Origin of the sequence: Janthinobacterium rivuli, from assembly GCF_009208735.1 — a bacterium.
In the GTDB taxonomy this organism is placed as follows: domain Bacteria; phylum Pseudomonadota; class Gammaproteobacteria; order Burkholderiales; family Burkholderiaceae_D; genus Janthinobacterium.
The window spans coordinates 118,238-142,252 of the sequence record NZ_WFLJ01000009.1 but is presented as its reverse complement, the minus strand read 5'-3'; the positions used below and the strand labels follow the sequence as shown (position 1 = coordinate 142,252).

Annotated in this window: 23 protein-coding genes; 19 read left to right on the top strand and 4 right to left on the bottom strand. The window is 65.1% G+C overall.

Going from position 1 to position 24,015, the window contains the following annotated elements; genetic code table 11:
- Positions 1 to 272: 272 nt before the first annotated feature.
- On the top strand, positions 273 to 2,831 hold the full coding sequence (locus GCN78_RS13795; protein WP_193316731.1) for a TonB-dependent receptor: 2,559 nt from the start codon (positions 273 to 275) through the stop codon (positions 2,829 to 2,831).
- A 2-nt stretch (positions 2,832 to 2,833) separates the two neighbouring features.
- Here GCN78_RS13795 and GCN78_RS13790 read toward each other — a convergent pair whose 3' ends face one another.
- On the bottom strand, positions 2,834 to 3,640 hold the full coding sequence (locus GCN78_RS13790; protein ID WP_152252229.1) for a response regulator transcription factor: 807 nt from the start codon (positions 3,638 to 3,640) through the stop codon (positions 2,834 to 2,836).
- A gap of 350 nt (positions 3,641 to 3,990) precedes the next feature.
- On the opposite strand from GCN78_RS13790, the gene GCN78_RS13785 reads away from it, so the two are divergent.
- From GCN78_RS13785 to GCN78_RS13770, 4 genes are all read left to right on the top strand, one after another.
- Positions 3,991 to 4,521, top strand: coding sequence for a Csu type fimbrial protein (locus GCN78_RS13785; RefSeq protein ID WP_152252228.1), 531 nt, complete (start codon positions 3,991 to 3,993; stop codon positions 4,519 to 4,521).
- A gap of 12 nt (positions 4,522 to 4,533) precedes the next feature.
- Positions 4,534 to 5,262, top strand: a complete 729-nt coding sequence (locus GCN78_RS13780) for a fimbrial biogenesis chaperone (RefSeq protein ID WP_226939631.1) — start codon at positions 4,534 to 4,536, stop codon at positions 5,260 to 5,262.
- A 64-nt stretch (positions 5,263 to 5,326) separates the two neighbouring features.
- Positions 5,327 to 7,693, top strand: coding sequence for a fimbria/pilus outer membrane usher protein (locus GCN78_RS13775; protein WP_152252227.1), 2,367 nt, complete (start codon positions 5,327 to 5,329; stop codon positions 7,691 to 7,693).
- Positions 7,693 to 8,697 (top strand): Csu type fimbrial protein, encoded by a 1,005-nt coding sequence (locus tag GCN78_RS13770; RefSeq protein WP_193316730.1) that lies wholly within the window; start codon positions 7,693 to 7,695, stop codon positions 8,695 to 8,697. Before GCN78_RS13775 ends, GCN78_RS13770 begins: the two co-directional genes overlap by 1 nt.
- Here GCN78_RS13770 and GCN78_RS13765 read toward each other — a convergent pair.
- Entirely contained in the window at positions 8,694 to 8,930 is a 237-nt protein-coding gene (locus GCN78_RS13765) for a hypothetical protein (protein ID WP_152252225.1), read from the bottom strand. The two genes, GCN78_RS13770 and GCN78_RS13765, sit on opposite strands and share 4 nt — an antisense overlap.
- 253 nt (positions 8,931 to 9,183) lie before the next feature.
- Here GCN78_RS13765 and GCN78_RS13760 point away from each other — a divergent pair, with 253 nt between their 5' ends.
- The 3 genes from GCN78_RS13760 to GCN78_RS13750 all read left to right on the top strand — a co-directional run bounded on the left by GCN78_RS13760 (position 9,184) and on the right by GCN78_RS13750 (position 11,386).
- Complete coding sequence (locus GCN78_RS13760) at positions 9,184 to 9,741, top strand: winged helix-turn-helix transcriptional regulator (protein ID WP_034753667.1); 558 nt, start codon at positions 9,184 to 9,186, stop codon at positions 9,739 to 9,741.
- A gap of 154 nt (positions 9,742 to 9,895) precedes the next feature.
- Positions 9,896 to 10,333 (top strand): CHRD domain-containing protein, encoded by a 438-nt coding sequence (locus GCN78_RS13755; RefSeq protein ID WP_152252224.1) that lies wholly within the window; start codon positions 9,896 to 9,898, stop codon positions 10,331 to 10,333.
- 99 nt (positions 10,334 to 10,432) lie between these two features.
- Entirely contained in the window at positions 10,433 to 11,386 is a 954-nt protein-coding gene (locus GCN78_RS13750) for an AEC family transporter (protein ID WP_152252223.1), read from the top strand.
- Here GCN78_RS13750 and GCN78_RS13745 read toward each other — a convergent pair.
- Both GCN78_RS13745 and GCN78_RS13740 read right to left on the bottom strand, forming a co-directional pair.
- Positions 11,370 to 12,023, bottom strand: a complete 654-nt coding sequence (locus GCN78_RS13745; protein ID WP_152252222.1) for an FMN-binding negative transcriptional regulator — start codon at positions 12,021 to 12,023, stop codon at positions 11,370 to 11,372. The genes GCN78_RS13750 and GCN78_RS13745 overlap by 17 nt on opposite strands.
- Positions 12,024 to 12,485: an OsmC family protein gene (locus GCN78_RS13740; RefSeq protein ID WP_152252221.1), complete on the bottom strand. Its 462-nt coding sequence runs from the start codon at positions 12,483 to 12,485 to the stop codon at positions 12,024 to 12,026.
- 106 nt (positions 12,486 to 12,591) lie between these two features.
- Between GCN78_RS13740 and pdxR the strand changes: the two genes are divergently transcribed.
- From pdxR to GCN78_RS13685, 11 genes are all read left to right on the top strand, one after another.
- On the top strand, positions 12,592 to 14,088 hold the full coding sequence (pdxR, locus tag GCN78_RS13735) for a MocR-like pyridoxine biosynthesis transcription factor PdxR (RefSeq protein ID WP_152252220.1): 1,497 nt from the start codon (positions 12,592 to 12,594) through the stop codon (positions 14,086 to 14,088).
- A gap of 38 nt (positions 14,089 to 14,126) precedes the next feature.
- Positions 14,127 to 14,690, top strand: coding sequence for a DNA-3-methyladenine glycosylase I (locus GCN78_RS13730; RefSeq protein ID WP_152252219.1), 564 nt, complete (start codon positions 14,127 to 14,129; stop codon positions 14,688 to 14,690).
- Positions 14,690 to 16,321 carry an FAD-dependent 5-carboxymethylaminomethyl-2-thiouridine(34) oxidoreductase MnmC1 gene (gene mnmC1, locus GCN78_RS13725; protein ID WP_152252325.1) on the top strand — a complete coding sequence of 544 codons (1,632 nt, stop codon included), beginning with the start codon at positions 14,690 to 14,692 and terminating at the stop codon, positions 16,319 to 16,321. The genes GCN78_RS13730 and mnmC1 overlap by 1 nt, the downstream gene beginning before the upstream one ends.
- Before the next feature lie 213 nt (positions 16,322 to 16,534).
- On the top strand, positions 16,535 to 17,032 hold the full coding sequence (locus GCN78_RS13720) for a rhodanese-like domain-containing protein (RefSeq protein ID WP_152252218.1): 498 nt from the start codon (positions 16,535 to 16,537) through the stop codon (positions 17,030 to 17,032).
- Between the two features lie 19 nt (positions 17,033 to 17,051).
- Positions 17,052 to 18,038 (top strand): serine O-acetyltransferase EpsC, encoded by a 987-nt coding sequence (gene epsC / locus GCN78_RS13715; RefSeq protein WP_152252217.1) that lies wholly within the window; start codon positions 17,052 to 17,054, stop codon positions 18,036 to 18,038.
- A gap of 7 nt (positions 18,039 to 18,045) precedes the next feature.
- Positions 18,046 to 18,270, top strand: coding sequence for a helix-turn-helix domain-containing protein (locus GCN78_RS13710; RefSeq protein ID WP_152252216.1), 225 nt, complete (start codon positions 18,046 to 18,048; stop codon positions 18,268 to 18,270).
- A 117-nt stretch (positions 18,271 to 18,387) separates the two neighbouring features.
- On the top strand, positions 18,388 to 19,317 hold the full coding sequence (locus tag GCN78_RS13705; protein WP_092718515.1) for a family 2A encapsulin nanocompartment shell protein: 930 nt from the start codon (positions 18,388 to 18,390) through the stop codon (positions 19,315 to 19,317).
- Entirely contained in the window at positions 19,292 to 21,097 is a 1,806-nt protein-coding gene (locus tag GCN78_RS13700; protein ID WP_152252215.1) for a family 2A encapsulin nanocompartment cargo protein cysteine desulfurase, read from the top strand. The genes GCN78_RS13705 and GCN78_RS13700 overlap by 26 nt, the downstream gene beginning before the upstream one ends.
- A gap of 157 nt (positions 21,098 to 21,254) precedes the next feature.
- A complete protein-coding gene (locus GCN78_RS13695) occupies positions 21,255 to 21,974 on the top strand; it encodes a sensor histidine kinase (protein ID WP_152252214.1) in 720 nt (239 codons plus the stop codon).
- An 11-nt stretch (positions 21,975 to 21,985) separates the two neighbouring features.
- Entirely contained in the window at positions 21,986 to 23,716 is a 1,731-nt protein-coding gene (locus GCN78_RS13690; protein ID WP_152252213.1) for a tetratricopeptide repeat-containing response regulator, read from the top strand.
- Positions 23,700 to 23,996, top strand: coding sequence for a hypothetical protein (locus GCN78_RS13685; RefSeq protein WP_226939630.1), 297 nt, complete (start codon positions 23,700 to 23,702; stop codon positions 23,994 to 23,996). Before GCN78_RS13690 ends, GCN78_RS13685 begins: the two co-directional genes overlap by 17 nt.
- The last annotated feature ends 19 nt before the right edge of the window (positions 23,997 to 24,015 follow it).

Below are 24,015 nucleotides of genomic sequence, written 5' to 3'. Positions count from 1 at the left end.
TCACGCCATAAAGACACCGGGATATAGTGGCCTTTCCCCGCTTACCGGTGTTTTTTATGTTGCGATTTAGTCCTTCTGCCTGTTTTTATGCCGCCCCGCACCAGCTGACCATGCAACGCATGGCGCAGTCGATGCCGGTGCGTGCCCGTCCACGCATCCCGTAACTGCTTCATCCCCCCCGTCGTCGTTTTGCCCGTAGGCCCACCCGGCCCGCGTGCCCCTGTTCGGCCTTTTTTATCGGAAAAAGGCTGCAATCCCAATAAGAGGAAACCATGTTCAAACCACTCGCCATCAGTCTTGCCATCGCCGCCGCCTTTCCCGCCTTCGTCCACGCCGAAGACGACATGCTGCGCGTGAATGTCACCGGATCGAATATCCGCGTCAGCGAAAAGGAGGGCGCCAGCGCCGTGCAAGTCATCACGGCCAAGGAGTTGAAAGCCGGCGGCAAGACCAGCGTGTCGGACGTGCTGCGCGCCATCTCCGCCAACAGCGGCAACAGCTACAACGAGCAATACACGGGCAGTTTCTCGGCCGGCACCTCGGGCCTGTCGCTGCGCGGCATAGGCCAGCAAAACACCCTGATCCTGGTGAATGGCCGCCGCGTGGCCAGCTATGCCACGGCGCAGGACTTGCAGCAGACCTTCGTTGACCTCAACAGCCTGCCGATGGCGGCCGTGCAGCGCATCGAGGTGCTCAAGGATGGCGCCTCGTCCGTGTACGGCTCCGACGCCGTGGCCGGCGTGGTCAACATCATCCTGTACAAGGAATTCACGGGCACGGACATCACGGCGCAATGGGGCGGCTCGACGCAAGGCACGGGCCAGCACGAAAAGAGCGCGGCGCTGCAAACGGGTTTCGGCAAGCTCGAGGAAGATGGCTACAGCGTGGTCTTCTCGGTCGGCGCGCAGCAGCGCGACAAGCTGCAGCAAAGCGACGTGGCATGGCTGCGCGACGCCGATTACCGCCAGCAGCAGCGCGGCAGCCTGGGCTGGACCGCCACGAATTACGCCGGCAACGATCCCACGCAGACCCTCGGCGGCGTGCGCGGCCCGCTGCAACTGGTGCCGTACCACGACATCAATCCCGATCGCAGCGGCCAGGTGCTGGCCTACAATCCGGCGCCGTATAAGACGCTGATCCCGGGCATCCAGCGCATCCACTCGTCGCTGCGCGGCACCCTCAAGCTGAACGCGGACACGGAAGCCTACGTCGACCTGCTGCACAGTTATTCGCGCGCCGACCAGACCTTCAGCGCGCCACTGACGGTGAATAACGCCACGCGCGTGTGGAACAACAGCAGCAAGCTGCTCGATACCATTCCCGTGGTGCTGCCCGTGGGCCACCCGAACAATCCGGGCACGACGCCCTTGCCCTTCACTGCCACGCTGTTCGACCTGGGACCGCGCCTGAAGCAGGACCGCGTCACCTTCTACCGCGCGCTGGCCGGCGCCAAGGGCACCTGGGCGGGCTGGGACTGGGATACGGCCGTGGCCCACTCCAGCAGCAAGCTGGAGGAAACGGTGCAGAACTTCGTCAACCGCTATGAATTCCAGAAAGTGCTGGCCGAGGGCAGCTACAATTTCTTTGACCAGTCGCAAAACAGTGAAGCCGTGCGCAACCGCCTGCGCCTGTCGACCCTGCGTCCAGCCGAGTCGACCCTCGACACGCTCGACTTCTCGGCGGCCAAGGATATCTGGGACTTGCCGGCCGGTCCGCTGGGCTTTGCCGCCGGCGCTCAATGGCGCCGCGAAAAGATGGATTCGCAAACCTCGACGGCGGTGCTGTCGGGCACGGAACTGCGCCCCGCGCTCAACATCATCAACGGCTCGCGCAATGTGTCGGCCCTGTTCGCCGAGTTCAACGTGCCCGTCGTAAAAGACCTGTCCGTCAACGTGGCGGGACGCGCCGACCATTACAGCGACTTCGGCAATGCGTTTTCGCCGAAAGCGAGCGCGCGCTATCAGGCGGCGCCATGGTTGCTGCTGCGCGGCACCGTTTCCCGCGCCTTCCGCGCCCCGTCGCTGCCGGAAATCACCGACAGCACGGCCGTCAGCTATACCAGCGTGATCGATGCCCGCGATCCGCTGACGCCGACACAGTCGCGCGGCGTGACGGTGATGACCATCGCCAATCCGAACCTGCGCCCCGAGCGGTCGAAAAACCTGAACCTGGGCGTGGTGGTGTCGCCCACCAGCAGTTCCAGCATCGGCCTCGATTACTACCGCATCAAGCAGGATGGCGTGATCGGCACGGCCAGCGCCACCACCATTCTCGCGAATGAAAATACGGCGCCGCAACAGATCACGCGCGGCGCCGATGGACGCATCACGACCCTGTACCGCCAGTTCCGCAACCAGGGCCAGCGCGAAGTGTCGGGCATCGATATCGACCTGCGCCAGCGCTTCGTCGACAAGGACTGGGGCAAGCTGACCCTGGCGGGCCAGCTGAGCCGCGTGCTGCGCTTTGCCGAGCCGCTGTCCGATGGCGCGCCGCTGACCAATGGCGCCGGCACCAATCACTTCGGCTCCATCCCGAAATGGCGCGGCGTCACGTCGGCCACCTGGGAACAGGGCAAGTGGTCGTCCACGCTCACCTGGAATTACGTGGGCAGCTATGCGCAGGAGACGCATCTCGATGAATCGGTGGCCGCCTTCAGTACCTTTGACGCGACCAGCAGCTGGCAGGTGACGCCGCAGGCGAACGTCACCTTCATCGTGCAAAACCTGGCTAATAAACGGGCGCCCTGGGACTATGCCTCCACCGGCTTTGACTTTACCCAGGCCGATCCGCGCGGCCGCGTCGCGGCGCTCAAGCTGAACTACAAGTTCTAGCGTTAGTGTCCGTTGGCCGCCTGCCGCTGGCCCGTCTGCTCCTGCAGGCGCTGGCGGTAGGCGCTGGGCGTGACACCCATGCGCTCGCGGAAGGCGGTGGCGAAGTTGCCCGCGTTGTGAAAGCCGATCAGCAGGGCGATGTCCTGCACGTCGATCTCGGTCTGCTGCAGCAATTCCACGCCGCGGGCAATGCGCGCTTCGCGGATGAAGGCGAAGACCGTCATGCCCGTCTGCTCGCGGAACATCAGGGTCAGCTTCTCGCGGTACGTGCCCACGCTGCGGGCGATCTCGGACAGGTTCGGCAGGCTGCCCAGGTTGTCGAGAATCAGTTGTTTGACCGCATTGACGAACACCAGGTCGGGATGCTGCAGCCTGTCGCTGATCGGCGTCGCTACCGGCAAGGTACTGTTGCTTTTACGCATCAAACCCAGGTGAATATGGATGCGCGCGGCCAGTTCTTCCGGCGTGAACGGCTTCGAAATGTAGTCGACGCCGCCCACCTGCAAGCCCATGATGCGTTCCTTGGCGGCATCGGCGCCGCTGAGAAAGATCACGGGAATCTCCTGCGTTTCGGGATTGGCCTTGAGCAAACGGCATGCCGTGTAGCCATCCATCTCGGGCATGCGCACGTCGAGCAGGATCAGGTCGGGATGCGTGGCCAGTGCCAGCTGGTAGCCCTGGTAACCGTTGAACGCGATGCTGAAACGGTAGGGCTGCTCGCTGAGCAGCTCCATCAGCATGCGCTGCTCGAACGCGGAATCGTCCACGATCAGGATGTTCTTTTTGATGGTTTCGCTGGTCAATGGCATGGCATGGATGACTTAACCAAATAGCAAGTTGTGGCTTATTATGCCTCGCTTTTTCTTTTTTTTCTGCTTTTCTCGTGTTTCAAAAGAGGTTTCTCCGCAAGAAGAAGCGCGGATTTCTCAGATCGCCAATAATTCACTCATGCATTGATTTAAAGCAATGTCGCTTGTTAAAAAATCTGTTTTGCAAATGCTGCAAAAAATGCCGGAGTCCCCGGGTTCCTGACTCTCGGCACAAGTTTTTTTGTCGTCCTGGTTTGCGTGCCCAAGAAAACGCCGGCAATACCGTGACTATCCTCAAAGCCCGTCTGTTGAAGGGCCCATGCAATGATGTTCCATCATCAGGAGGTATCATGTTGCGAGTTAATTTTTCCCGCTGTGCCGCTGCCGCCAGCGTCGCCATCGCCGGTACGGTCCTGCTGTCTGGCCAGGCCGACGCCGCCGTTTATCTGAACGGCAGCAATACTTCCACCTTTGATGTCACTTTGAAAATCATCGCCAACTGCACCATTTCGGCGGCCAACCTCGACTTTGGCCAAAGTCAGGGCGTGCTGGCTACTGCCGTGAACGTCAATACGACCGTGAATGTCACCTGCACCAATACCACGCCGTATAACGTGGGATTGACGGCCGGTTCGGGCACGGGCTCGAGCGGCACCACGCGCTACATGAGCGGCACCGGCGGCAATCTCGGCAAGGTGCAATTCAATCTGTACCAGACGGCCGGCGCCACCCTGTGGGGCGATACGCAGGGTACCGATACGGTCGGCGCCACCGGCAACGGCACCTCGCAGCCGCTCACCGTGTACGGCAACATTCCGCCACAGGCGACACCGGCGCCCGATACCTACAAGTCGACCATCACTGCCACCGTGTACTTTTAAGACGGGCCCCGCGTGAAGGCCCGTCTTGCCTCCGTGCTCAGGTACTTGCCGGCGTTGCTGGCCTGCCACGCCGTGGGTGCGCAGGGCGCGAACCTGCAGATTTCGCCGGTGACGCTCAATTTCCGCGCGGAACAGAGCGCGACGGGGATCAACCTGCAAAACCTGGGCGAGCAGCCCATGTATGGCCAGGTGCGCGTGTTTGCCTGGGATCAGCGCGACGGCGAGGAAGTGCTGGCGCCGACGCAGGAGCTGGTGGCCAGCCCGCCTATTGTCGAGATCGCTCCCAACAGCCGGCAGACCATCCGCCTGGTGCGTGCGCAGGCGGGCCCGGTCGCGCAGGAAAAGACCTACCGCGTGCTCATCGACGAGGTCAGTCGCGAGGATGACACGGGCCGCAGCGGCGTCGATATCCGCCTGCGCTACTCGGTGCCCGTCTTCGTGCTGCCGGGCGGCGCGCCAGGCAAGGAAGTGCTCGCCTGGCAGGTTTTTCGCGAGCAGGGCGAGTGGACGTTGCGGATCAAGAACAGCGGCAACTTTCATGCGCAGATCGGCGCGTTGACGCTGACGAACCAGCGCGGCAAGGAATTTGTCATCAGCAAGGGCTTGTTCGGCTACGTGCTGGCGGGACGCATGCGCGTGTGGCGCCTGCCCGTCGCCCGGGAGTCCGAACTGGATGGACCGTTGAGTATTGCGGTGAACGTGAATGCCAAGGCGCTCATTGCCGCGAATTCCACACCTTGAACACTGCCGTCCTGGTGCGCGCGCCTGGCGCGTGCCGCCGCAGCGGGCGCAAGCGGCTTAAACCATGAGACGCGCACTGACATGGCGGACTTGCTGGACCTTGCTGCTGCTGGCGCTGGCGCCGCTGCAGCGGGCCGAGGGGGCGGCGGCGAATGGGGCGACGGGGGCCGATCCTGGCCCGGCCAGCCTGCCCGCCGATCCGGCGGCACCGAATGAACTGTATCTGGAGGTAAGTGTGAATGCTGAATCAACCGGACTGATCTTGCGTTTTACCCAGGCGGGTAAACGCTTGCGCAGCAGTGTGGCGAACTTGCAGCAGCTGGGGCTGGACCCGGCGCGCCTGGTCGCGCCCGGTCAGACCGAGGTGGCGCTCGATGCCATACCGGGGCTCAGCTACGATTATGACGCCGCGCGCCAAAGCATCTCGCTGCAGGTGGCGGACGATTTGCGCGCCCCTTACCGCATCAGCGCGCGCACGCCGGCGCAGGCGCCGCCAGCGCAGGTCACGCCCGGCGCCGTCCTCAATTACGAAGCCTATGCGGAGCTGGGCCAGTCGCGGCGCGCCGCCATCTTCAACGACTTGCGCTATTTCAACGACAGCGGGGTCTTCAGCAATACCGGTACCTTGAATCTGGGGGCGGGCCAACGCCAATACATGCGTTTCGACACCTTCTGGAGCCATGCCAACCCCGAGACCTTGCAGACGTGGCAAGTGGGCGACCTGATTTCCTCGTCGCTGAGCTGGAGCCGCGCGGTGCGCATCGGCGGCGTTCAGTGGCGCAAGAATTTCCAGCTGCGTCCCGATTTGCTGACCTTTCCCGTCGCCTCCGTCGACGGCACGGCGCTCGTGCCTTCGTCGCTGAGCCTGTACGTCAATGGTGTGCAGCAATATGCTGCCAGCGTGCCCAGCGGTCCATTCGTCCTGAACCAGGTGGCCGGCATCAATGGCGCGGGGCAAGCCACCCTCATCACGCGCGATGCGCTGGGACGCAGCGTGACGACCGTGCTGCCCTTGTATGTCGACACGCGCCTGCTGGCCAGCGGCTTGAGCGATTACTCGTTCGAGGCGGGCGCCGTGCGGCGCGACTATGGTCGCCGCCTGTTCGGCTATGACGCGCGGCCGGTCGCCAGCGCTTCGGCCCGGCATGGCGTCAGCGACAGTGTGACCCTCGAAGGCCATGCGGAGCTGGCCGCCGGCTTGTACCAGGCGGGGGCGGGTGCCTTGCTGCGGCTGGGACAGGCGGGCGTGCTCAACGGTACGCTGTCGGCCAGCGCCGGCCGCAGCCGCGGTGCGCAAGTGGGCGCCGGCTATCAATACCTGGGGCCGCGCTTCAGCGTCGATGCGCAAAGCGTGCGCGCCAGCGCCGGCTTTGGCGACCTGGCCTCGCGCGACGGCAGCCCCGTCGTGCGCGCGGCGGACCGTTTCACCGTCAGCTTGCCCTTGCCGGCAGGAAGCAGCATCAGCACCAGCTATATCAGCTACCGCACGGCGGGCGCGCCGCCGTCGAAGATTGCCACCGCGGGCTATTCGGCCACCCTGTTCCACGGCCTGTTCTTCAACGCCAGCCTGTTCCAGGATTTGCGGCAGCGCGAGAAGCGGGGTTTCTACTTTGGCTTGAGCATGGCGTTCGACAACAATCTCGCCATCAGTGTCAACAGCAGCCGGCAAAATGGCCAGAGCGGCCGCAGCGTCAGCGCGCAGCGCGCGGCGGACTTCGGCGGCGGCTTCGGCTGGAATATGCAGGCGGGCACGGCGGGCGGCAATGCCTACCGCCAGGCACAGCTCGAATATCTGGGCAATGAGGGCCGCGTGTCCGCGCGCGTGCAGGGCGGCGACGCAGGCAATGCTTCCTCGCTCGGTGCTGCCGGCGCGCTGGTGCTGATGGATGGCCATGTCGAGGCGGCGCGCCAGGTGGGCAACGGTTTCGCCCTCGTCTCCACGGGCGGCGTGCCCGATATCCCCGTGCTGCATGAAAACCGCCAGATCGGCATGACGGGCAGGGACGGCTATCTGCTGGTGCCGAATTTGAATCCCTATGGCAATAACCAGATCAGCATCGCCACCGAAGACCTGGCCGTCGATGCGCGCGTGCCGGTGATCAATATCAATGTGGTGCCGCAACAGCTGGCCGGCGTACTGGCCGCCTTCCCCATCGAACGCTACAGCGCGGCCACCGTCATCGTCCAGGATGCGCAGGGCAAGCCGCTGGCCACGGGGCTGCCCGTGCTGCACGTGCAGAGCGGCAAGCAGACGGTGGTGGGATTTGACGGCATCGTTTTCGTCGACGATCTGCTCGAGCAAAATCAGTTGCAAGTCGGTGAAGGTGACAACGCATGCACGGTGCGCTTTGCCTATGTGCGTCCGGTAGCGGGCGGCTTGCCCGTGATCGGCCCGCTGCGCTGCAGCGCCGGCGCCGCGAGGGGCCACTGATGCGCCGCCTGCTGCTCTGGCTGACCGTGCTGCTGGGCTGTGCCTGGGGCGGCGCGGCGCAGGCCGATACCTGCTCGGTCAGCATGACGAATATCGATTTTGGCAATGTCAGTCCGATTTCCGGCAGCGATTATGTTGCGCAGGCAACGGGGACCTTCAGCTGCGTGTTTTCATCCCTGAACCTGGGGCAGTTGCTCACGCCCAATGCGCAAGTGTGCATCTCGCTGGGGCTGGGCACGAATTCCATCTCGGCCCTGCCGCGCAACCTGGGCAATGGCAGCAACCGCATGGAATACAACGTGTACGTGGACAGTTCGTATGCGACGGCGAAGATCTGGGGCGGCGCCGGCGTGGCGGGCGCGCCATCGACCTTCGGCCTGATCCTGTCGGCAGGCTTGCTGGCCCCGCCCGGCACGTATTCGACGACGTTTACCGTGTACGCGAAGATTCCCGCAGGCGCCAGCCTCGCGGCCGTGCCCACGGTGGGCAATGCGAATACCGCGTACACGTCGAGTTTTGCGGGCGTGGGCACGTATACCTACACCACGTATGGCCTCGTCAACCTGTTCGGCTGCACCGTCAACAGCGGCAGCTTCGGCTTTACGGTGAATGCCACGGCCGTCAATGACTGCACCATCACGGCCAGCCCGATGGCGTTTGCCAACGCCTCCATCCTGACGGGCAATCTGCGCAGCACCAGCACGCTGTCGGTGCGTTGCGTCAATAACAATGCCTATCAGATCGCCCTGAACGGCGGCAGCGTGGCGGCCAGCGTGGCCAACCGGCAAATGAAAAATACGCTGACGACGGACCAGCTCAGTTATCGCCTGTCGGCCACCCTCGATGGCGCGCTCTGGGGCGACGGCACGGCAGGCACCAGCATGGTGACGGGCACGGGAACGGGCGCCAGCGTGCCGCTGACGATTTACGGCCGTGTGCCGGCGCAGGCTGCACCGCGTCCCGGCGACTACAAGGACACGGTGACGGCGACGATTTATTTTTAGAAGGTGACGGTGACGAGGCCGGCGCCGGATGGCGTGGCCTGCTGCTGCATCAGGTAGGGCGAGTCGTGCTGGCACTGTACCCGGGCGATGCCGCGCTGCGAGACGACGGTGCACGCTTCGTGGATGACGAAGGAGGCCTGGAACGATGCGGAGGAGACAGTACCGGCGGTGGTGGTCTGGCAAACGGCGAGGGCGAACAGGGCGGGCAGTACGGCAAGCTTCAAAGGAGTCATCGAGCATCTATCGAGTAAAAAACGCCTGTTGGCAGTCGCGCGTGCTGGGCTGGCTGGCAACGTTTTTCGCACCGGGATCAGGGTGGTTGAACAAGACATTATTGTAATAGAGCAATAAGAAAGTGATTTTTTGCGTATTTTTATGCCGTTGTCATGGGCGGCAAGTGGCTTGCAAATGAATAGTAACTGAAGTGTTGATGCCGCAAAGGGCATTTTTTGATCGATGTGCTGGAATTTATGCGAGGAGATGGTCATGAAACATACCAACTTTAATAATTTGCCTTGCCCGATAGCTCGCAGCCTCGGCAAGGTGGGCGAATGGTGGAGCATCCTCATCCTGCGCGAAGCGTTTTATGGCAAGACGCGTTTCGACGAATTTGAAAAAAGCCTCAAGATCGCGCCCACCATCTTGACGCGCCGTCTGGCCGACCTGGTGGAAGGAGGCTTGATGACGCGCCGCCTGTACTGCGCCAAGCCGCCCCGCTACGACTATGTGCTGACCAAATCCGGGCGCGCCTTCAAGCCCGTGCTGCTGGCCTTTATTGCCTGGGGTAATGAGAACTTCGCGCCGGAAGGCGCCAGCCTCGTCATTGCCAGCCGCGACACGGGCCTGGCCGCCGACCCGGTGCTGGTCGACGCCACGACGGGCTTGCCCATCAATGATGAGTACTACGCGTTCGCGCCTGGGCCGGCCGCCAGCGACAGCATGCGCAGCATCATCCTCGATGCGGAAAAAAGCAGCGGCATCGCACCCAAGCCGAAGGCGCCGGCCGCCAACCGCGGCTGGGTGGCGGAAGGACACCTGGCCTGAAGATGCGCTGCAGGCGAGCAGCAAGTTTGGCGTACAGCAAAGCGGACAAGGCGGCATGGCGTTACTGTCGCACCATGCATCAAGTGCGGCGCAGGCCCGGCAGTGCAGGGCAGGGCGCCATCCGTGAGCCGATGTCCGTTGAAGGAGTACCGCGATGACCACATTGCCACAACACGTACGCCGCGCCGCCAGCGTGCTGGCGCTGGCCGCCCTGCTGGGCGCCTGTTCCCATGGGCCGCATCACCCGGGTGGCCATGACGTCACCCTGACGGGCGCGCAGGAAGTGCCGGCCAATACCAGCACGGCCAGCGGCAGCAGCAATATCCGCGTCGCCCATGATCGCAGCGTCAGCGGCGGCGTGCGCTACACGGGCATGGTGGCCACCGTCGCGCATATCCATGAAGCGCCCGTCGGCGCCAATGGTCCCGTCATCGTACCGCTGGTGAAAACCGCCGAAGGCAGGTTTACCGTACCGGACGGCACCATGCTCACGCCGCCCCAGTATGCGAGCTACCAGGCCGGCAATCTGTACGTGAACGTGCACAGCGCCGCCTACCCGGCCGGCGAGATCCGCGCCCAGCTCAAGCGCTAGCCGGCTGCCGGCGTTTTCCCCGCAACCTCCTTGGGCCGCGCGAGCGGCCTTTTTTTGCCTCCGACGTCCAGCCAGTGCGGCGCGCTACAATGGCGCTCCATGCTGACCATCCTCGCCATCACCTTTCCCTTCTTCGCCCTGGTGCTGTGCGGCTACCTGGCCGTGCGGCGCACCTTGCTGCCGCTGGCTGCCATCGGCGGCTTGAACAGTTTTGTCCTGTACTTCGCGCTGCCCTGCATGCTGTACCGCTTCGGCGCCGCCACGCCCATCGCGCAACTGCTCGACGCCAGCGTGTTCGGCGTGTATCTGCTGTGCGCGCTGATCATGGTGGGCGTTACCATGGCCATGACGCTCAGCCACCGCATCGACTGGAACAACGCGGCCTTCGGTGCGCTGGTGGCGGCCTTCCCGAATACGGGCTTCATGGGCGTGCCCCTGCTATTGACCTTGCTCGGTCCCCGTTCCTCGGGCCCCGTCATCGTCACCATCGTCGTCGACTTGCTCATTACCAGCTCGCTGTGCATCGCCCTGTCGCGCATCGGCAGCGGCGGCGCGCACGGCAGTCGCATCGCCGTCGTCAACGCCATGAAGGGCATGGCCGGCAACCCGATGCCATGGGCGATCGTGCTCGGTGCCCTGTCGTCGTGGGGGGAACTGGTCTTGCCCAAGCCATTGATGCAGACGGTGGGCTTGCTGGCCGACGCCGCCTCTCCCGTTGCCCTGTTTACCATCGGCGCCGTGCTGGCCCGTTCGCAAATGAGCACGAGCGATCCGGCGCCGCTGGCGGAGTATGTGCCGGTGGCGCTGAAAAAACTGTTGCTGCATCCGCTGCTGGTGTGGGGCATCGGCCACGCGGCCATCGCGCTGGGCGCGCCGCTCGATCCGTTCGCGCTGACCTGCATGGTGCTGGTGGCCTGCCTGCCCAGCGCCAGCAATGTGTCGCTGCTGTCGGAACGTTTTGGGGCAAACACGGCGCGCATCGCCCGCATCATCCTGGTGTCGACGGCGCTGTCGTTCCTGACGTTTTCGGCGGCCGTCAGCTGGCTGGCGTGACGTTGGCGGCGATCAGCGCGCCGAGCGCCTGCGCCGCACCGGGTTGATGGTCCAGCGCCAGGCCGTGCGCCATGCTGGCCTGGTCTTGCATGCTGCGGTTCTGCCCCAGCTTCCATTTCCCTTCCAGGCGCGTGAGGGGGATTTCGATGCCGACGATGGCTTTTAACAGCTTGTCGATATAGTCGGCCGGCGCATCGCTGACCCGCCACGGCGCAGCTTGACCCGCCTCATGGCGCGCCGTCAGCCGCTCCAGCAAGTCCATCAGCCACGCCGCATCGTCGATCGCGCGCAGGCGGCCGTGGGCATGCACGACCGCGTAATTGAAGGTCGGCACTTCCTTGCCGCTGCGCTGCTTTTCCGCATACCAGGCGGGCGTGATGTAGGCGTGCGGCCCCTGGAAAATCACCATGCAGTCATCGCTGCCGCCGGCGGCGCGCCACAGCGGGTTGGCGCGCGCCACGTGGGCGCGCAGGATGCCGAATGGCGCATCAAGCGTGGGCGCGGCGATCTCGAACGGCAGGTGGTCGGCGCAGAAACCGTCGTCGCCGTGGCGCACCAGCGCGCCCAGCGGATGCGCCTGGACCAGGCCATGCAGCACGTCGAGGCGCTCTTCGCGGAAGGTGGCGGGCGTGTACATCTAGTGCGCTCCTTCCACGACCACGTCGGCCGTCAGCGAATTGGCGATGTAGCAGCGCTCGTGCGCAGCGTGGTGCAGGGCGGCCAGCGCCTCGGGCGAAGGCGCCTCACCCGCGAAGACGATGCGGGGACGCAGCACGATGCGCGTCATGCCCAGGCGCCCGGCGGCATTTTTTCCCAGCTCGCCGACGGCGGCGTCGCGGTAGTCGTCGATGACGTAGCCGCGCTGCGCTGCCAGCGACAGGAAGAACAGCATGTGGCAGCTCGACGTGGCGGCCACCAGCGCTTCTTCCGGATCGATATTTTCCGCCACCGACATGGGCAGCGGCACGGACAGGGGCGACGACGAGGCGGGGACCGTCAGGCCGCCGTCGAACTGCCATTCATGGCCACGGCTGTAGCGCTGGCCGGCGAAATCCTGGCCGTCGCGCTGCCAGGCCACGGTGGCGAAAAACTGATGCATGGGTGCTCCGCAAGAGTGGAAGGGGAAGCGCCATCTTAGCGCCAGTCTTGGCTATTTAAAACAGCCAATAAGTGCTATCTTGAAGCTACCAATGTCGAGACTAGCCATGCCCGCTTCCCACCTGAACCAGATCATCGCCGCCTTGCCGCTGCGGCGCGACGCCGTCGAACCGCTGTTTCGCCAGCTGTATGCGGCCATCAAGGCAGCCATCCTCGATGGTCGCCTCAGTCCCGGCATGCAGTTGCCGCCCACGCGCGATTTTTGCCGCCTGCTGGCCGTGTCGCGCCAGACGGTGCTCAATGCGTATGCGCAGCTGGCGGCCGAAGGTTATCTCGATGGCGCCGTCGGGCGCGGCACCTTTGTCAGTCGCGACGTGCCGCTGCCCGTGCCCCGCACCGCGCCGGTCGGCAAGGCGGAGGCGCCCGGCCTGTTGCGCCCCCTGTCGGCGCGCGGGCAGGGCGTGGTGGCGGCCATGCGCCAGGTGGCCTTCCACCGGAGCCCGCTGCGCGCTTTCCGCGTCGGCATGCCGCGCATCGACCATTTCCCGTTCGACGTGTGGAACCGCCTGGAAGCGCGCCGCTGGCGCCGGCCCGACCATCATTTCGGCTACAGCGACCCGGCCGGCTACCTGCCGCTGCGCGAGCTGTTGTGCGTGTACCTGAAGGCGTCGCGCGGCGTCCAGTGCACGCCGCAGCAGATCGTCATCACCTCGGGTTCGCAGCAGGCGCTGTTCATGCTGTCGACCATCCTGCTGGCGCCGGGCGACGCGGCCTGGATGGAGTCGCCCGGCTACCGGGGCGCCAGCGGCCCGCTGCGCGCGGCCGGCGCGCAGGTTTTTCCGGTGCCCGTCGATGCGCAGGGGCTCGACGTGGCGTACGGCGTGGCGCACTGCCCGCAGGCCAAGCTGGCGTACGTGACGCCATCGCACCAGATGCCGCTGGGCGTGAGCATGAGCTTGCCCCGCCGCCTGGCCTTGCTGGCCTGGGCCGCGCACAACAAGGCGTGGCTGGTGGAAGACGATTACGACAGCGAGTACCGCTACACGGGCGCGCCACTGGCCTCGCTGCAAAGCCTGGACCGGGCCGGTTGCGTGGTGTACGTGGGCACCCTGTCGAAAGTGCTGTTCCCCGGGCTGCGCCTGGGCTATATGGTGGCGCCGCCCGCGCTGGCCGAGGCGCTGGTGCAGGCCAAGGCCGTGATGGACCGCCACACGGCCATCGTGCCGCAGATGGCGCTGGCCGACTTCATCGCCGAGGGCCACTTTGGCCGGCATATCCGCCGCACGCGCGACAGCAATGCCGAACGGCGCGACCTGCTGGTGCGCGGCCTGGCGCGCGAACTCGATGACCAACTGCTGTGCGGCCCGGCCGACAGCGGCCTGGAACTGTGCGCGTATTTTCGCGCCGGCCACGATGAGGAAACGGTGTCGCGCGCGGGCCTGGCACGCGGCATCGAACTGCGCCCGCTGGGCCACTATGCGGATCCGGCGGCGGGGCCGGCGTGCGCCACGCCGCCAGGGCTGCTGCTAGGCTTTGCGGCGATCCCCCCGGCCGAGATGGCGCACGGCTTGCTGGAACTGGGGCGCCTCCTGCGCGGCCGATAAACTATACTGGTGCTTGCCCGCACATGAAGAACACGACCATGAATATTCCCCGCTGCTCCTGGGCCAATCCGGCCAATCCCCGCTATCTCGATTACCACGATACGGAGTGGGGCGTGCCCTGCCACGACGAGCGCCGGCTGTTCGAGATGCTGAACCTGGAAGGCGCGCAGGCGGGCCTGAGCTGGGAAACCATCCTCAACAAGCGCGACACCTACCGCGCCGCTTTCGACCACTGGGATGCGGAAAAGATCGCCGCGTATGGCCCGGACAAGGTGGCGCAGCTGCTGCTCGATCCCGGCATCGTGCGCAACCGCCTGAAGGTGGCGGCCGCCATCACGAATGCGCAAGCCTACCTGCGCCTGCGCGCGCAAGGGCAGACCCTGGACAGCTTCCTGTGGGCGTATGTCGATGGCCAGCCCATCGTCAACAGCTGGCAGCCGGGCGAGTTTCCCGCCAAGACGGCCTTGTCCGACACATTGTCGAAAGACTTGCTCAAGCGGGGCTTCAAGTTCGTCGGCTCGACCATCATCTACGCCTACATGCAGGGCATCGGTATGGTCAACGACCATGCGCCGACCTGCTTTTGCCGCGCGGGGCAATGATGCGCCGCGCGCTGGTCCTGCTCGACACGGATTTTGACGGCGCCCGCCTGCGTGCCGTCTGCGCGGCGCATGGCGGTCGCCGCCTGCACTACATCGCGCTGGCGCCGCGTCCCGTCGATGCCAGCCACTTGCCCGAACAGTGGCGCGTGCAGTGGCCGCTTTGCGTGCCGGGCCTGCACCGCATGGTCTCGCGCGATGGCCTCGTCACGCTCGATGTGCTGATCGGCGAGCCCGATGCCTGCCTGGCGCAATTGTCGGCGCGCGTCGATGAAGTACACCTGGCCTGGGTACCTGCGGCCACGCCGGTGCTGGCGCGCCTGATGGTCGATGGCGCCCGCCTGCAGGCAGTGCACCTGGACGAGGCGCAGCGCGCGGCACTGCAACAGCATGGTTTTGTATTTGACGAGAGCCGCTTGCGCGCCGTGTTTTATGCGCGGCGCGAAGAGTACGCGGCCGTCACCGCGCCCGAGCGGCGCGCCATCGTCATCGGCGCTGGCGTGGCCGGCGCGGCCGCCTGCGAAAGGCTGGCCGCGCGCGGCTGGAAGGTGACGCTGGTCGAACGCCACGCGCAGCCGGCCAGCGAAGCGTCGGGCAACCTGGCCGGTATCTTCATGCCGCTGATGTCGAAGGACGACAATATTCCCACCCGCCTGGTGCGCGCCGCCTACCTGTACTCGCTGCGCCGCTGGCAAGACCTGGGCGGCATCGGCGCCTCCATCGAGGGTGTGCAAAGCGGCGTGCTGCACCTGGCGCGCGACGCCGCGCATGCGCAGGTGCAGCGGCAGATCGCCGCCAGCGGCGTGTATCCGCGCGAATTCGCCCGCTGGCTGGAAGCGCCCGAGGCGACCGCCATGCTGGGCGCGCCGGCGCCCGACGGCGCCTGGTGGTTCGAACAGGGCGGCTGGGCGCGCCCGTCTTCCGTCTGCGCGGCCATGCTGGGCGCCTGCGGCGCCTTGCTCACGCGGCGCTTTTCCAGCAGCGCCCTGCGCCTGGAGCGTGGCGACGAGGAATGGCTGGTGCGCGATGCGGACGGCGCCCTGATCGCGGCGGCCCCCACCGTCATCCTGGCGGCGGGCACGGGCGCCGTGGATTTCGAACAGGCGGCCGGCCTGCCGCTGGACGCCGTGCGCGGCCAGGTCACGCACCTGGCCGAAGGCAGCTTGCCGTCGTTACCCTTCGTCCTGTGCCGCGAAGCTTACATGACGCCGGCGCACCAGGGCGTCGTGTGCGTGGGCGCGACCTATGATGCCGATGCGGACGGCAGCCTGCGCGTGGCCAGCCAGCAGGACAATATCGCGAAGATCGCCGACATCCTCGGCGTGACTGCGTTCGAGGCGCCGCTGGCCGGGCGCACGGGCTTTCGCTGCATGGCGCCGGACCGCCTGCCGCTGGCGGGCGCCTTGCCCGACCCGGGCGTGCCGGGTCGCTGCGAGCGCTTGCGGGACGTACCGCGCTGGCCCGGCCTGTTCGGCTTGCTCGGCTATGCCTCGCGCGGCCTGATCTGGGCGCCGCTGGCGGCAGAGCTGCTGGCTTGCCAGCTGGAGGGCGAGCCGCTGCCGCTGGAGAGTCAATTGGCCGCTGCTTTGGACCCTGCGCGCTTTTTGCTGCGCGAGCGCCGCCGCGCTGCTTGAGCGTTGGCGCAGAGCAGGTGAGGGCTGGGGTCAGACCCCCAACACCGCTGACGCCAAGCCTGGCGCCAACGCGTGTGAGGGTCTGACCCCATACACCGACCCCATATACGTTTTTCAGCTTTCCAAACTCTTTTTAATTTGTTTTCCGAACAACATAAGTTCGCTACAGTGGACTCGTGCTGGTTTTTGACGACGGAAAAAAGAGGTGGAACGATGGCTGCTGCAGAACTGATTTTCGATCCCCGCGCCGCGCACGGCGAGGCGGCGTTTGACGAAGTGCTGAATAACGCGCGCCTCCAGGCGCAGGCGCAGAGTTTGCCGTATGCGGGCATCGTCAGCGCGCAGGATGCGTGGCAGCTGGTGCAGGCCGGCAAGGCCGTGCTGGTCGACGTGCGCACCAATGAAGAACGCACCTTCGTCGGCTACGTGCCGCAATCTTTGCACGTGGCGTGGGCGACCGGCACGGCCATGAATCGCAACCCCCGCTTTGTGCGCGAACTGGAAGCGAAGGTGGGTGGCAAGTATGGCGTCGTGGTGCTGCTGTGCCGCAGCGGCAAGCGTTCGGCCGCAGCCGCCGAAGCGGCGGCCAAGGCCGGTTTCACGCACGTCTTCAATATCGCGCAAGGCTTCGAGGGCGATCTCGACGCGCAGCAACAGCGTGGCCACAGCGGCGGCTGGCGCTGGCATGCGCTGCCCTGGCTGCAAGACTAATTCTCTTCCCGGGACCACCATGCACCAGCGAGTCACTCCCCCCGCCTCCCTTGCCGCGCAGCCGCAGTGGGAGCTGCGCCAGATCGTCGATGAATTGCGCGCCGTGCGCGCGCAGTGGCGCGAAGGCCTGGCCAGCAATCAAGAGTGCGGCGCGCGCGAATTCCCGTCGCGCCAGCATTTGCACGACATCATCAAAGCCCTGTGCGCGGCCCTGTTTCCCATGCGTCTGGGTCCCCTCGACCTGCAGCAGGAGAGCGAGGATTTCTTTGTCGGCCACACGCTCGACACGACCTTGACTGGCCTGCACGAACAGGTGCGGCGCGAACTCAGTTACCACGCGCGCCAGCACGGTTTGCAGCAGACGGTGTCCATCGAACAGCAGGCGCTGGCCATCGTGCAGCGCTTCGCCCGCGCGCTGCCGCGCATCCGCGCCCAACTCGACACGGACGTGGCGGCCGCCTTCCAGGGCGACCCGGCCGCGCACAGCGTCGATGAAGTGCTGCTGTGCTATCCGGGCATCCTGGCCATCATCCATTACCGCCTGGCGCACACCTTGTATGCACTGGGCGCGCCGCTGGTGGCGCGCATCATCGCCGAAGTGGCCCATTCGCAGACGGGCATCGACATCCACCCGGGCGCCATCATCGGCAGCAGCTTTTTCATCGACCATGGCACGGGCGTGGTGATCGGCGAGACGGCCATCATCGGCGAACGCGTGCGCATCTATCAAGCCGTGACCCTGGGCGCCAAGCGCTTTCCCGCCGGCGCAGACGGCGTGCTGAAAAAGGGGCTGGCGCGCCATCCTATCGTGCAGGACGACGTGGTCATCTACGCGGGCGCCACCATACTCGGGCGGGTGACCATCGGCCAGGGTTCCGTCATCGGCGGCAATGTGTGGCTGACCCGCAGCGTGGCGCCCGGCAGCCATGTCACGCAGGCGCACAACCAGCAGGAGGCAGCGGATTTTCCGGCGCCATCCCACCCCGCTTTTGCCCACCACCCATGAGGACAGCATGTTGATCAAACAGTTTGGACTGGCCGTGCGCCAGTTGCGCGAAGGGCGTGGATGGTCGCAGGAGCGGCTGGCCGAAGCGGCCGACTTGAACCGCTCGTTCATCGGCGAAATCGAACGGGGCGCCGCCACGCCGTCGCTGCTGACGGTGGAAAAACTGGCCAGCGCGCTGGGCATCGGCCTGGCGGGCTTGATGGCGCGCTGCGAACCGGAATTGGTGGATTGAAGCGGGTCGATTAAACGCCGCGTTGATGGCGATAGCATGTTGAGAGATCAGGGGAGACGCTTGATACTTTATTTGTTTTTCAGATAAGCATATTCACTTTTCTCATCAGGAGTAGTCATGACAGTAGCAACAGAGAGCCAGTTCGCGCTGGGCGATAACGCCGCGCGCCAGCTGGCCAATGCAAGCAAGAGCGTCCCCCAGCTGTCCACGATCACGCCGCGCTGGCTCGTGCACCTGCTGCAATGGCTGCCCGTGGAAGCGGGTATCTACCGCCTCAACCGCGTAAAAAATCCGAAGGATGTGCGCGTGGCCTGCTCGCAGCGCGACGAGTCGGAATTGCCGCAAACCTTCGTCGACTACGACGAGCAGCCGCGCGAGTATTTCCTCAATGCCGTCAGCACGGTGCTCGACGTGCACACGCGCGTGTCGGACCTGTACAGCAGCCCGCACGACCAGATCAAGGAGCAGCTGCGCCTGACCATCGAGACGATCAAGGAGCGCCAGGAAAGCGAATTGATCAACAATCCTGATTACGGCCTGCTGGCCAGCGTGCACGACGACCAGCGCATCTTCACCCTGACGGGCGCGCCCACGCCGGACGACCTCGACGAACTGCTGACGAAAGTGTGGAAGGAGCCGGGCTTCTTCCTCGCGCATCCGCTGGCCATCGCCGCCTTCGGCCGCGAATGCACGCGCCGCGGCGTGCCGCCACCGACCGTCAGCCTGTTCGGTTCGCAGTTTTTGACGTGGCGCGGCGTGCCGCTGGTACCGTCCGACAAACTGCCCATCGAAGATGGCAAGACGAAAATCATCCTGCTGCGCGCGGGCGAACAGCGCCAGGGCGTGATCGGCCTGTTTCAGCCTGGCCTGGCGGGCGAGCAAAGCCCGGGTCTGTCCGTGCGCTTCATGGGCATCAACCGCCATGCGATTTCGTCCTATCTGATTTCGCTGTATTGCTCGCTGGCCGTGCTGACCGACGATGCGCTGGCCGTACTGGAAGACGTGGAGATCGGTAAATACCATGACTACCCAGACACCTACAAGTGATGGCGCGGCGGCCCTGGCGCCGTCGTCCCTGTTGCCCGACGAAGCGACCTTGAACCGCCTGGCCGGTGAATTCTTTGCACGCCTGCCGGGCTTGGCGCCTGTGCTTGACAAGTCGCCCAGCCTCGGCGGCTCCGGCAGCGTGCTCGATGCGGCGCCCCGCTATGCGAATCGTCCGCCGCCGCAGCCCGGCCCTGCGTTCGCCGCCGTCGCCCCCGGCGTGGCGACGGCGCAGGTGCCGCCCGTGACGGCGCCGCTGGAGTCGCCCATCGCGCCGGCGCCCGCATCGCTGCCCACGCCGCGCACGTCGAGCCTCGGTGCGCCGTCGCCCTACTATTTTGTCGGCGGCGCGCATGGCTATCCCGTGTCGAACAATAAGCTCGATGGCCTGGCGCAGCAGGGGCTGGGACAGGCCGCGCCCGACGATGTGCGGGGGCTGTTTGCCACACCGCAGCAGGCGCCGGCGCGCCAGCTGCCCGTATCGCCGGCCAGTGGCCAGCCTGAATTCTATTTCCAGACTGTTTTGCCGGCGACAACGACGCCGGGCCAGCACCGGACGCCGGCGCCGTTCGACGTGCACGCCGTGCGGCGCGATTTTCCCGTGCTGGCCGAACGGGTCAACGGCAAGCCTTTGGTGTGGTTCGACAATGCGGCCACCACGCACAAGCCGCAGTCGGTGATCGACCGGGTGTCGTATTTCTATGCGCACGAGAATTCGAACATCCACCGCGCCGCCCACGCGCTGGCGGCGCGCGCCAGCGATGCGTACGAGGCGGCACGCGCCAAGGTGGCCAGTTTTCTTGGCGCCGCCTCGGCCAATGAAATAATCTTCGTGCGCGGCGCCACGGAAGGCATCAACCTGGTCGCCAATACGTTTGGGCGCAAGTACATCGCCAGCGGCGACGAGATCATCGTCTCGCAGCTCGAGCACCACGCCAACATCGTGCCGTGGCAGCAGCTGGCGGCGGAGAAGGGCGCGACACTGCGCGTGATTCCCGTCGACGACAGCGGGCAGATCCTCCTCGACGAGTTCCGCAAGCTGCTCAACGGGCGTACCAAGCTGGTGTCCGTGACGCAGGTGTCGAATGCGCTGGGGACGGTCACGCCCGTGGCGCAGATCATCGCGCTCGCGCATGCGGCCGGCGTGCGCGTGCTGGTCGACGGGGCGCAAGCCGTGTCGCACCTGCGCGTGGACGTGCAGGCGCTGGACGCGGATTTCTATGTATTCTCGGGGCATAAAGTGTTCGGCCCGACGGGCATCGGCGCCGTGTATGGCAAGGCGGACTTGCTCGAGCAGTTGCCGCCGTGGCAGGGCGGCGGCAACATGATCGCCGACGTCACGTTCGAGCGCACCGTCTATCAGGGCGTGCCGAACCGGCTCGAGGCGGGCACGGGCAATATCGCCGATGCCGTGGGCCTGGGCGCGGCCATCGACTATGTGCAGCGCATCGGCCTGGACAACATCGCCGCCTACGAGCACGCGCTGCTGGCATACGCGACGCATCATTTGCAGGCGATTGCCGGCGTGCGCCTGATCGGCACGGCGCTGGACAAGGCCAGCGTGGCTTCGTTCGTGCTGGCCGGTTACGCGCCGGCGGAAGTGGGGCGCGCCCTGAACGACGAGGGCATCGCCGTGCGCTCGGGCCACCACTGCGCCCAGCCGATCTTGCGCCGCTTCGGCGTGGAAGCGACGGTGCGCCCGTCCTTCGCCTTCTACAACACGTATGAGGAAATCGACCGCATGATCGCGGTGGTGCGCCGCCTGGCGGGCGCGCGCTGCTGATCTTGCCAGCTTGTCAAGCTGATGCCGCCCCTGCGCCAGCGGGGGCGGCATTGTTGCGTCATGTCACGGACTTTGCGCGCGGCTGGCTGGCGCCCGCAGGCTGGCGGTATAATTTATCCTTGGCAATATTGAAGCTGCGGCCCCAAGGAGATATCCGGTGGAAGATCAACACAGCTCGCCCGAGCTATTCCTGTTCCTGGCGTCGACCGTGCACGACATGAAAAATTCGATCAGCGTTGTCAGCGGCACCCTGGAGTCGCTGCTGGCGGCCGAGCAGGCCAAGCCCGCGCCCCAGGCCGACCCCGCCTACCTGCAGATGGCGCAGATGCTGTACCAGACCAAGCGCCTCAACGATAACCTGATCCAGCTGCTGGCCCTGTACAAGGAAGTGGGCAAGCCCGGCTACCCGTTCGACGTGCAGCCGCAACTGGTGAGCCAGGTCATCGACCAGGTGGTGGACCAGGAAAAGATCCTGCTGGCCTCGAAAGGCATCCACCTGGAGACGGCCTGTCCGCCCGAGCTGATCTGGACCCTCGATGAAGACCTGGTCATCGGCGTGCTCGCGCATGCGATCAACAACGCCATCCGCTACACGAAAGACACGATCCGCCTGTCGGTGCGGGAGCACGATGCCATGCTGGAACTGCGCGTAGAAGACAATGGCGACGGCTATACGCAGGCGCTGCTCGACGCGGGCAGCGCGGCCATGCACGGCATGGCGGCCGGCGTGAACTTTTCCACCAACAGCACGGGCCTGGGCCTGTATTTTTCCAGCGAGGTGGCAAAGATGCACAAGCACCGGGGCAGCAGCGGCAGCATCGCCCTGGAAAATGGCGGCGCGCTGGGCGGCGGCTGTTTCATCCTGCGCCTGCCCTGAACGAGGATGCCATGACGACAGACAGCCACGCCACCGCCGCCGAAGCGGGCAGCACCGACTGGGCCGACAAGCATTATCTGCTGGTCGACGATTTCATCGGCATCCGCATCCTGCTGCGCGAATCGCTGCGCAACCTGGGCGCGCGCCATATCGACCAGGCGGCCAGCGGCGGCGAAGCCATGAAGCTGCTGGCCAAGACGCGCTACGACGTGGTGCTGTGCGATTACAACCTCGGCGAAGGCAAGAATGGCCAGCAAGTGCTGGAAGAGACGCGCGTGCGCAACCTGACGGCGCCATCGAGCGTGTGGCTGATGGTGTCGGCCGAGAAAAGCGTGGAATCCGTGATGGGCGCGGCCGAGCACCAGCCCGACGCCTACCTGATTAAGCCGATCACGGAAGGCGTGCTGCTGACGCGGCTGAACCGCGTGTGGCACAAGAAACAGGTATTCCGCGAAATCGACCAGGCCTGCATGGAAAAGGATTATCTGCGCGCGGCCAAACTGTGCGACGCGCAGATCGAGGTCAACAAGCTGCACGAGCTGGAACTACTGCGCATGAAGGCCAGCTTGCTGCTGAAAAGCGGCGAGCCGGAAAAGGCCCGCGCCGTGTACGAGAAAGTGCTGGCCGAGCGCGATTACAGCTGGGCCAAGGCGGGCCTGGGCAAGATCCGCATGAACAACGGCGAGCACGAGGCGGCGCGCCAGATCTTCCAGGGCGTGATCGTCGAGAACAAGTATTACATCGACGCCTACGACCAGATGGCCGTCGCCTACCAGCTGATGGGCCAGCACGAGGAAGCGTGCGGCGTGCTGGAAAAGGCGGCGCGCCTGTCGCCCAATTCCGTGCCGCGCCAGCGCAACCTGGGGCTCGCGGCGCTAAAAATCGGCAATGTGAGCATGGCGGAAAAGGCCTTTCGCAAGTGTATTTCCATCGGCGAGTTTTCCGTCATGAAGACGCCGGACGCCTACCTGGGGCTGGCGCGCGTGTGCGGCCTGAAGAAGGATGCAAAAGAGGCGCTGCAATGGCTGCTGCTGGCGCAGCGCGAATTCTCGCCCGAGCAGATCGGCTTGCGCGCGAAGATCACGGAAGGCATGGTGCACCACGAAACGGGCGACTACCGGCGCGCGCGCAAGTGCGGCGACGAGCTTGAAGCCATGCTGGCAGAAGACCCGGCACGGCCCGAGAAGGCCATCTGCATGGAACTGGCCACCTTGCTGTTCGCCGTCGGCGTCAAGGATGCGCCGGCCGGCCTGCTGTGTTACGTGGTGAAGAACAACCATGATAACCAGGTGGTGCAGGATGAGGTGCAAAAGATTTTTGACAAGGCGAAGATGGGCGACGAAGGCACGAGCCTGATCATCGCCTCGCGCAAGGAAGCGTCGGACTTGATGAACAAGGGCGTGCTGCTGTGGAAGACGGACAAGCTCAACGAAGCGGTGGCCTGGATGCGCTCGGCGCGCGAGAAACTGCCGAACAACTTGCGCATCCTGTTCAATTCCGCGCAAATCATCGTCTCCTTCCTGGAGCAGCGGGGCTACCAGGCGGAATTGGCGGCCGAAGCCATGGAAGTGTTGTTATACGTAGACAAAATTGCACCAGGACAGCAGCGCTTCGCGCAATTGATGGAGCAACTGGTACGACTGACGCCGCCGCCCGGGCCGGAAGACGCCGTCGTGGCGCCGGAAAATGCGCCGCCGGCAGCGGAAAAAGGGGGAAAAACCGTGCGTGAGCGTGCCGGATGATAAACTAGGGGCCAGCGTGGGTTCGCCTGCGCTTGAGTTGCTTTACAACAATAAGGAAGAAACTATGCGTGATGTGGTCAATGAAGTGTACAAAAAAATGAAAGTCGGCAGTATTGCCTGGGTACGCCCGGTCGCCGCCAAGGGAGACACGCTGGAAACATTCCAGTCTTCGTACGAGCACGCCAAGGCGCTGGCCGACGAAGGCCTGATCACGATCGGTGACGTAAAACGCCAGGCCGACAACATGATCGAGGCGATCCGCATTCATCGTATCGCCTGATCATATTGCCGGCTTGCAG

What these genes read in the sequence shown, in the direction of transcription:
- GCN78_RS13795 (WP_193316731.1), top strand. Translation starts at nt 273, where the DNA reads ATGTTCAAACCACTCGCCATCAGTCTTGCCATCGCCGCCGCCTTTCCC.
- GCN78_RS13790 (WP_152252229.1), bottom strand. Translation starts at nt 3,640, where the DNA reads ATGCCATTGACCAGCGAAACCATCAAAAAGAACATCCTGATCGTGGAC.
- GCN78_RS13785 (WP_152252228.1), top strand. Translation starts at nt 3,991, where the DNA reads ATGTTGCGAGTTAATTTTTCCCGCTGTGCCGCTGCCGCCAGCGTCGCC.
- GCN78_RS13775 (WP_152252227.1), top strand. Translation starts at nt 5,327, where the DNA reads ATGAGACGCGCACTGACATGGCGGACTTGCTGGACCTTGCTGCTGCTG.
- GCN78_RS13770 (WP_193316730.1), top strand. Translation starts at nt 7,693, where the DNA reads ATGCGCCGCCTGCTGCTCTGGCTGACCGTGCTGCTGGGCTGTGCCTGG.
- GCN78_RS13765 (WP_152252225.1), bottom strand. Translation starts at nt 8,930, where the DNA reads ATGACTCCTTTGAAGCTTGCCGTACTGCCCGCCCTGTTCGCCCTCGCC.
- GCN78_RS13760 (WP_034753667.1), top strand. Translation starts at nt 9,184, where the DNA reads ATGAAACATACCAACTTTAATAATTTGCCTTGCCCGATAGCTCGCAGC.
- GCN78_RS13755 (WP_152252224.1), top strand. Translation starts at nt 9,896, where the DNA reads ATGACCACATTGCCACAACACGTACGCCGCGCCGCCAGCGTGCTGGCG.
- GCN78_RS13750 (WP_152252223.1), top strand. Translation starts at nt 10,433, where the DNA reads ATGCTGACCATCCTCGCCATCACCTTTCCCTTCTTCGCCCTGGTGCTG.
- GCN78_RS13745 (WP_152252222.1), bottom strand. Translation starts at nt 12,023, where the DNA reads ATGTACACGCCCGCCACCTTCCGCGAAGAGCGCCTCGACGTGCTGCAT.
- GCN78_RS13740 (WP_152252221.1), bottom strand. Translation starts at nt 12,485, where the DNA reads ATGCATCAGTTTTTCGCCACCGTGGCCTGGCAGCGCGACGGCCAGGAT.
- pdxR (WP_152252220.1), top strand. Translation starts at nt 12,592, where the DNA reads ATGCCCGCTTCCCACCTGAACCAGATCATCGCCGCCTTGCCGCTGCGG.
- GCN78_RS13730 (WP_152252219.1), top strand. Translation starts at nt 14,127, where the DNA reads ATGAATATTCCCCGCTGCTCCTGGGCCAATCCGGCCAATCCCCGCTAT.
- mnmC1 (WP_152252325.1), top strand. Translation starts at nt 14,690, where the DNA reads ATGCGCCGCGCGCTGGTCCTGCTCGACACGGATTTTGACGGCGCCCGC.
- GCN78_RS13720 (WP_152252218.1), top strand. Translation starts at nt 16,535, where the DNA reads ATGGCTGCTGCAGAACTGATTTTCGATCCCCGCGCCGCGCACGGCGAG.
- epsC (WP_152252217.1), top strand. Translation starts at nt 17,052, where the DNA reads ATGCACCAGCGAGTCACTCCCCCCGCCTCCCTTGCCGCGCAGCCGCAG.
- GCN78_RS13710 (WP_152252216.1), top strand. Translation starts at nt 18,046, where the DNA reads ATGTTGATCAAACAGTTTGGACTGGCCGTGCGCCAGTTGCGCGAAGGG.
- GCN78_RS13705 (WP_092718515.1), top strand. Translation starts at nt 18,388, where the DNA reads ATGACAGTAGCAACAGAGAGCCAGTTCGCGCTGGGCGATAACGCCGCG.
- GCN78_RS13700 (WP_152252215.1), top strand. Translation starts at nt 19,292, where the DNA reads ATGACTACCCAGACACCTACAAGTGATGGCGCGGCGGCCCTGGCGCCG.
- GCN78_RS13690 (WP_152252213.1), top strand. Translation starts at nt 21,986, where the DNA reads ATGACGACAGACAGCCACGCCACCGCCGCCGAAGCGGGCAGCACCGAC.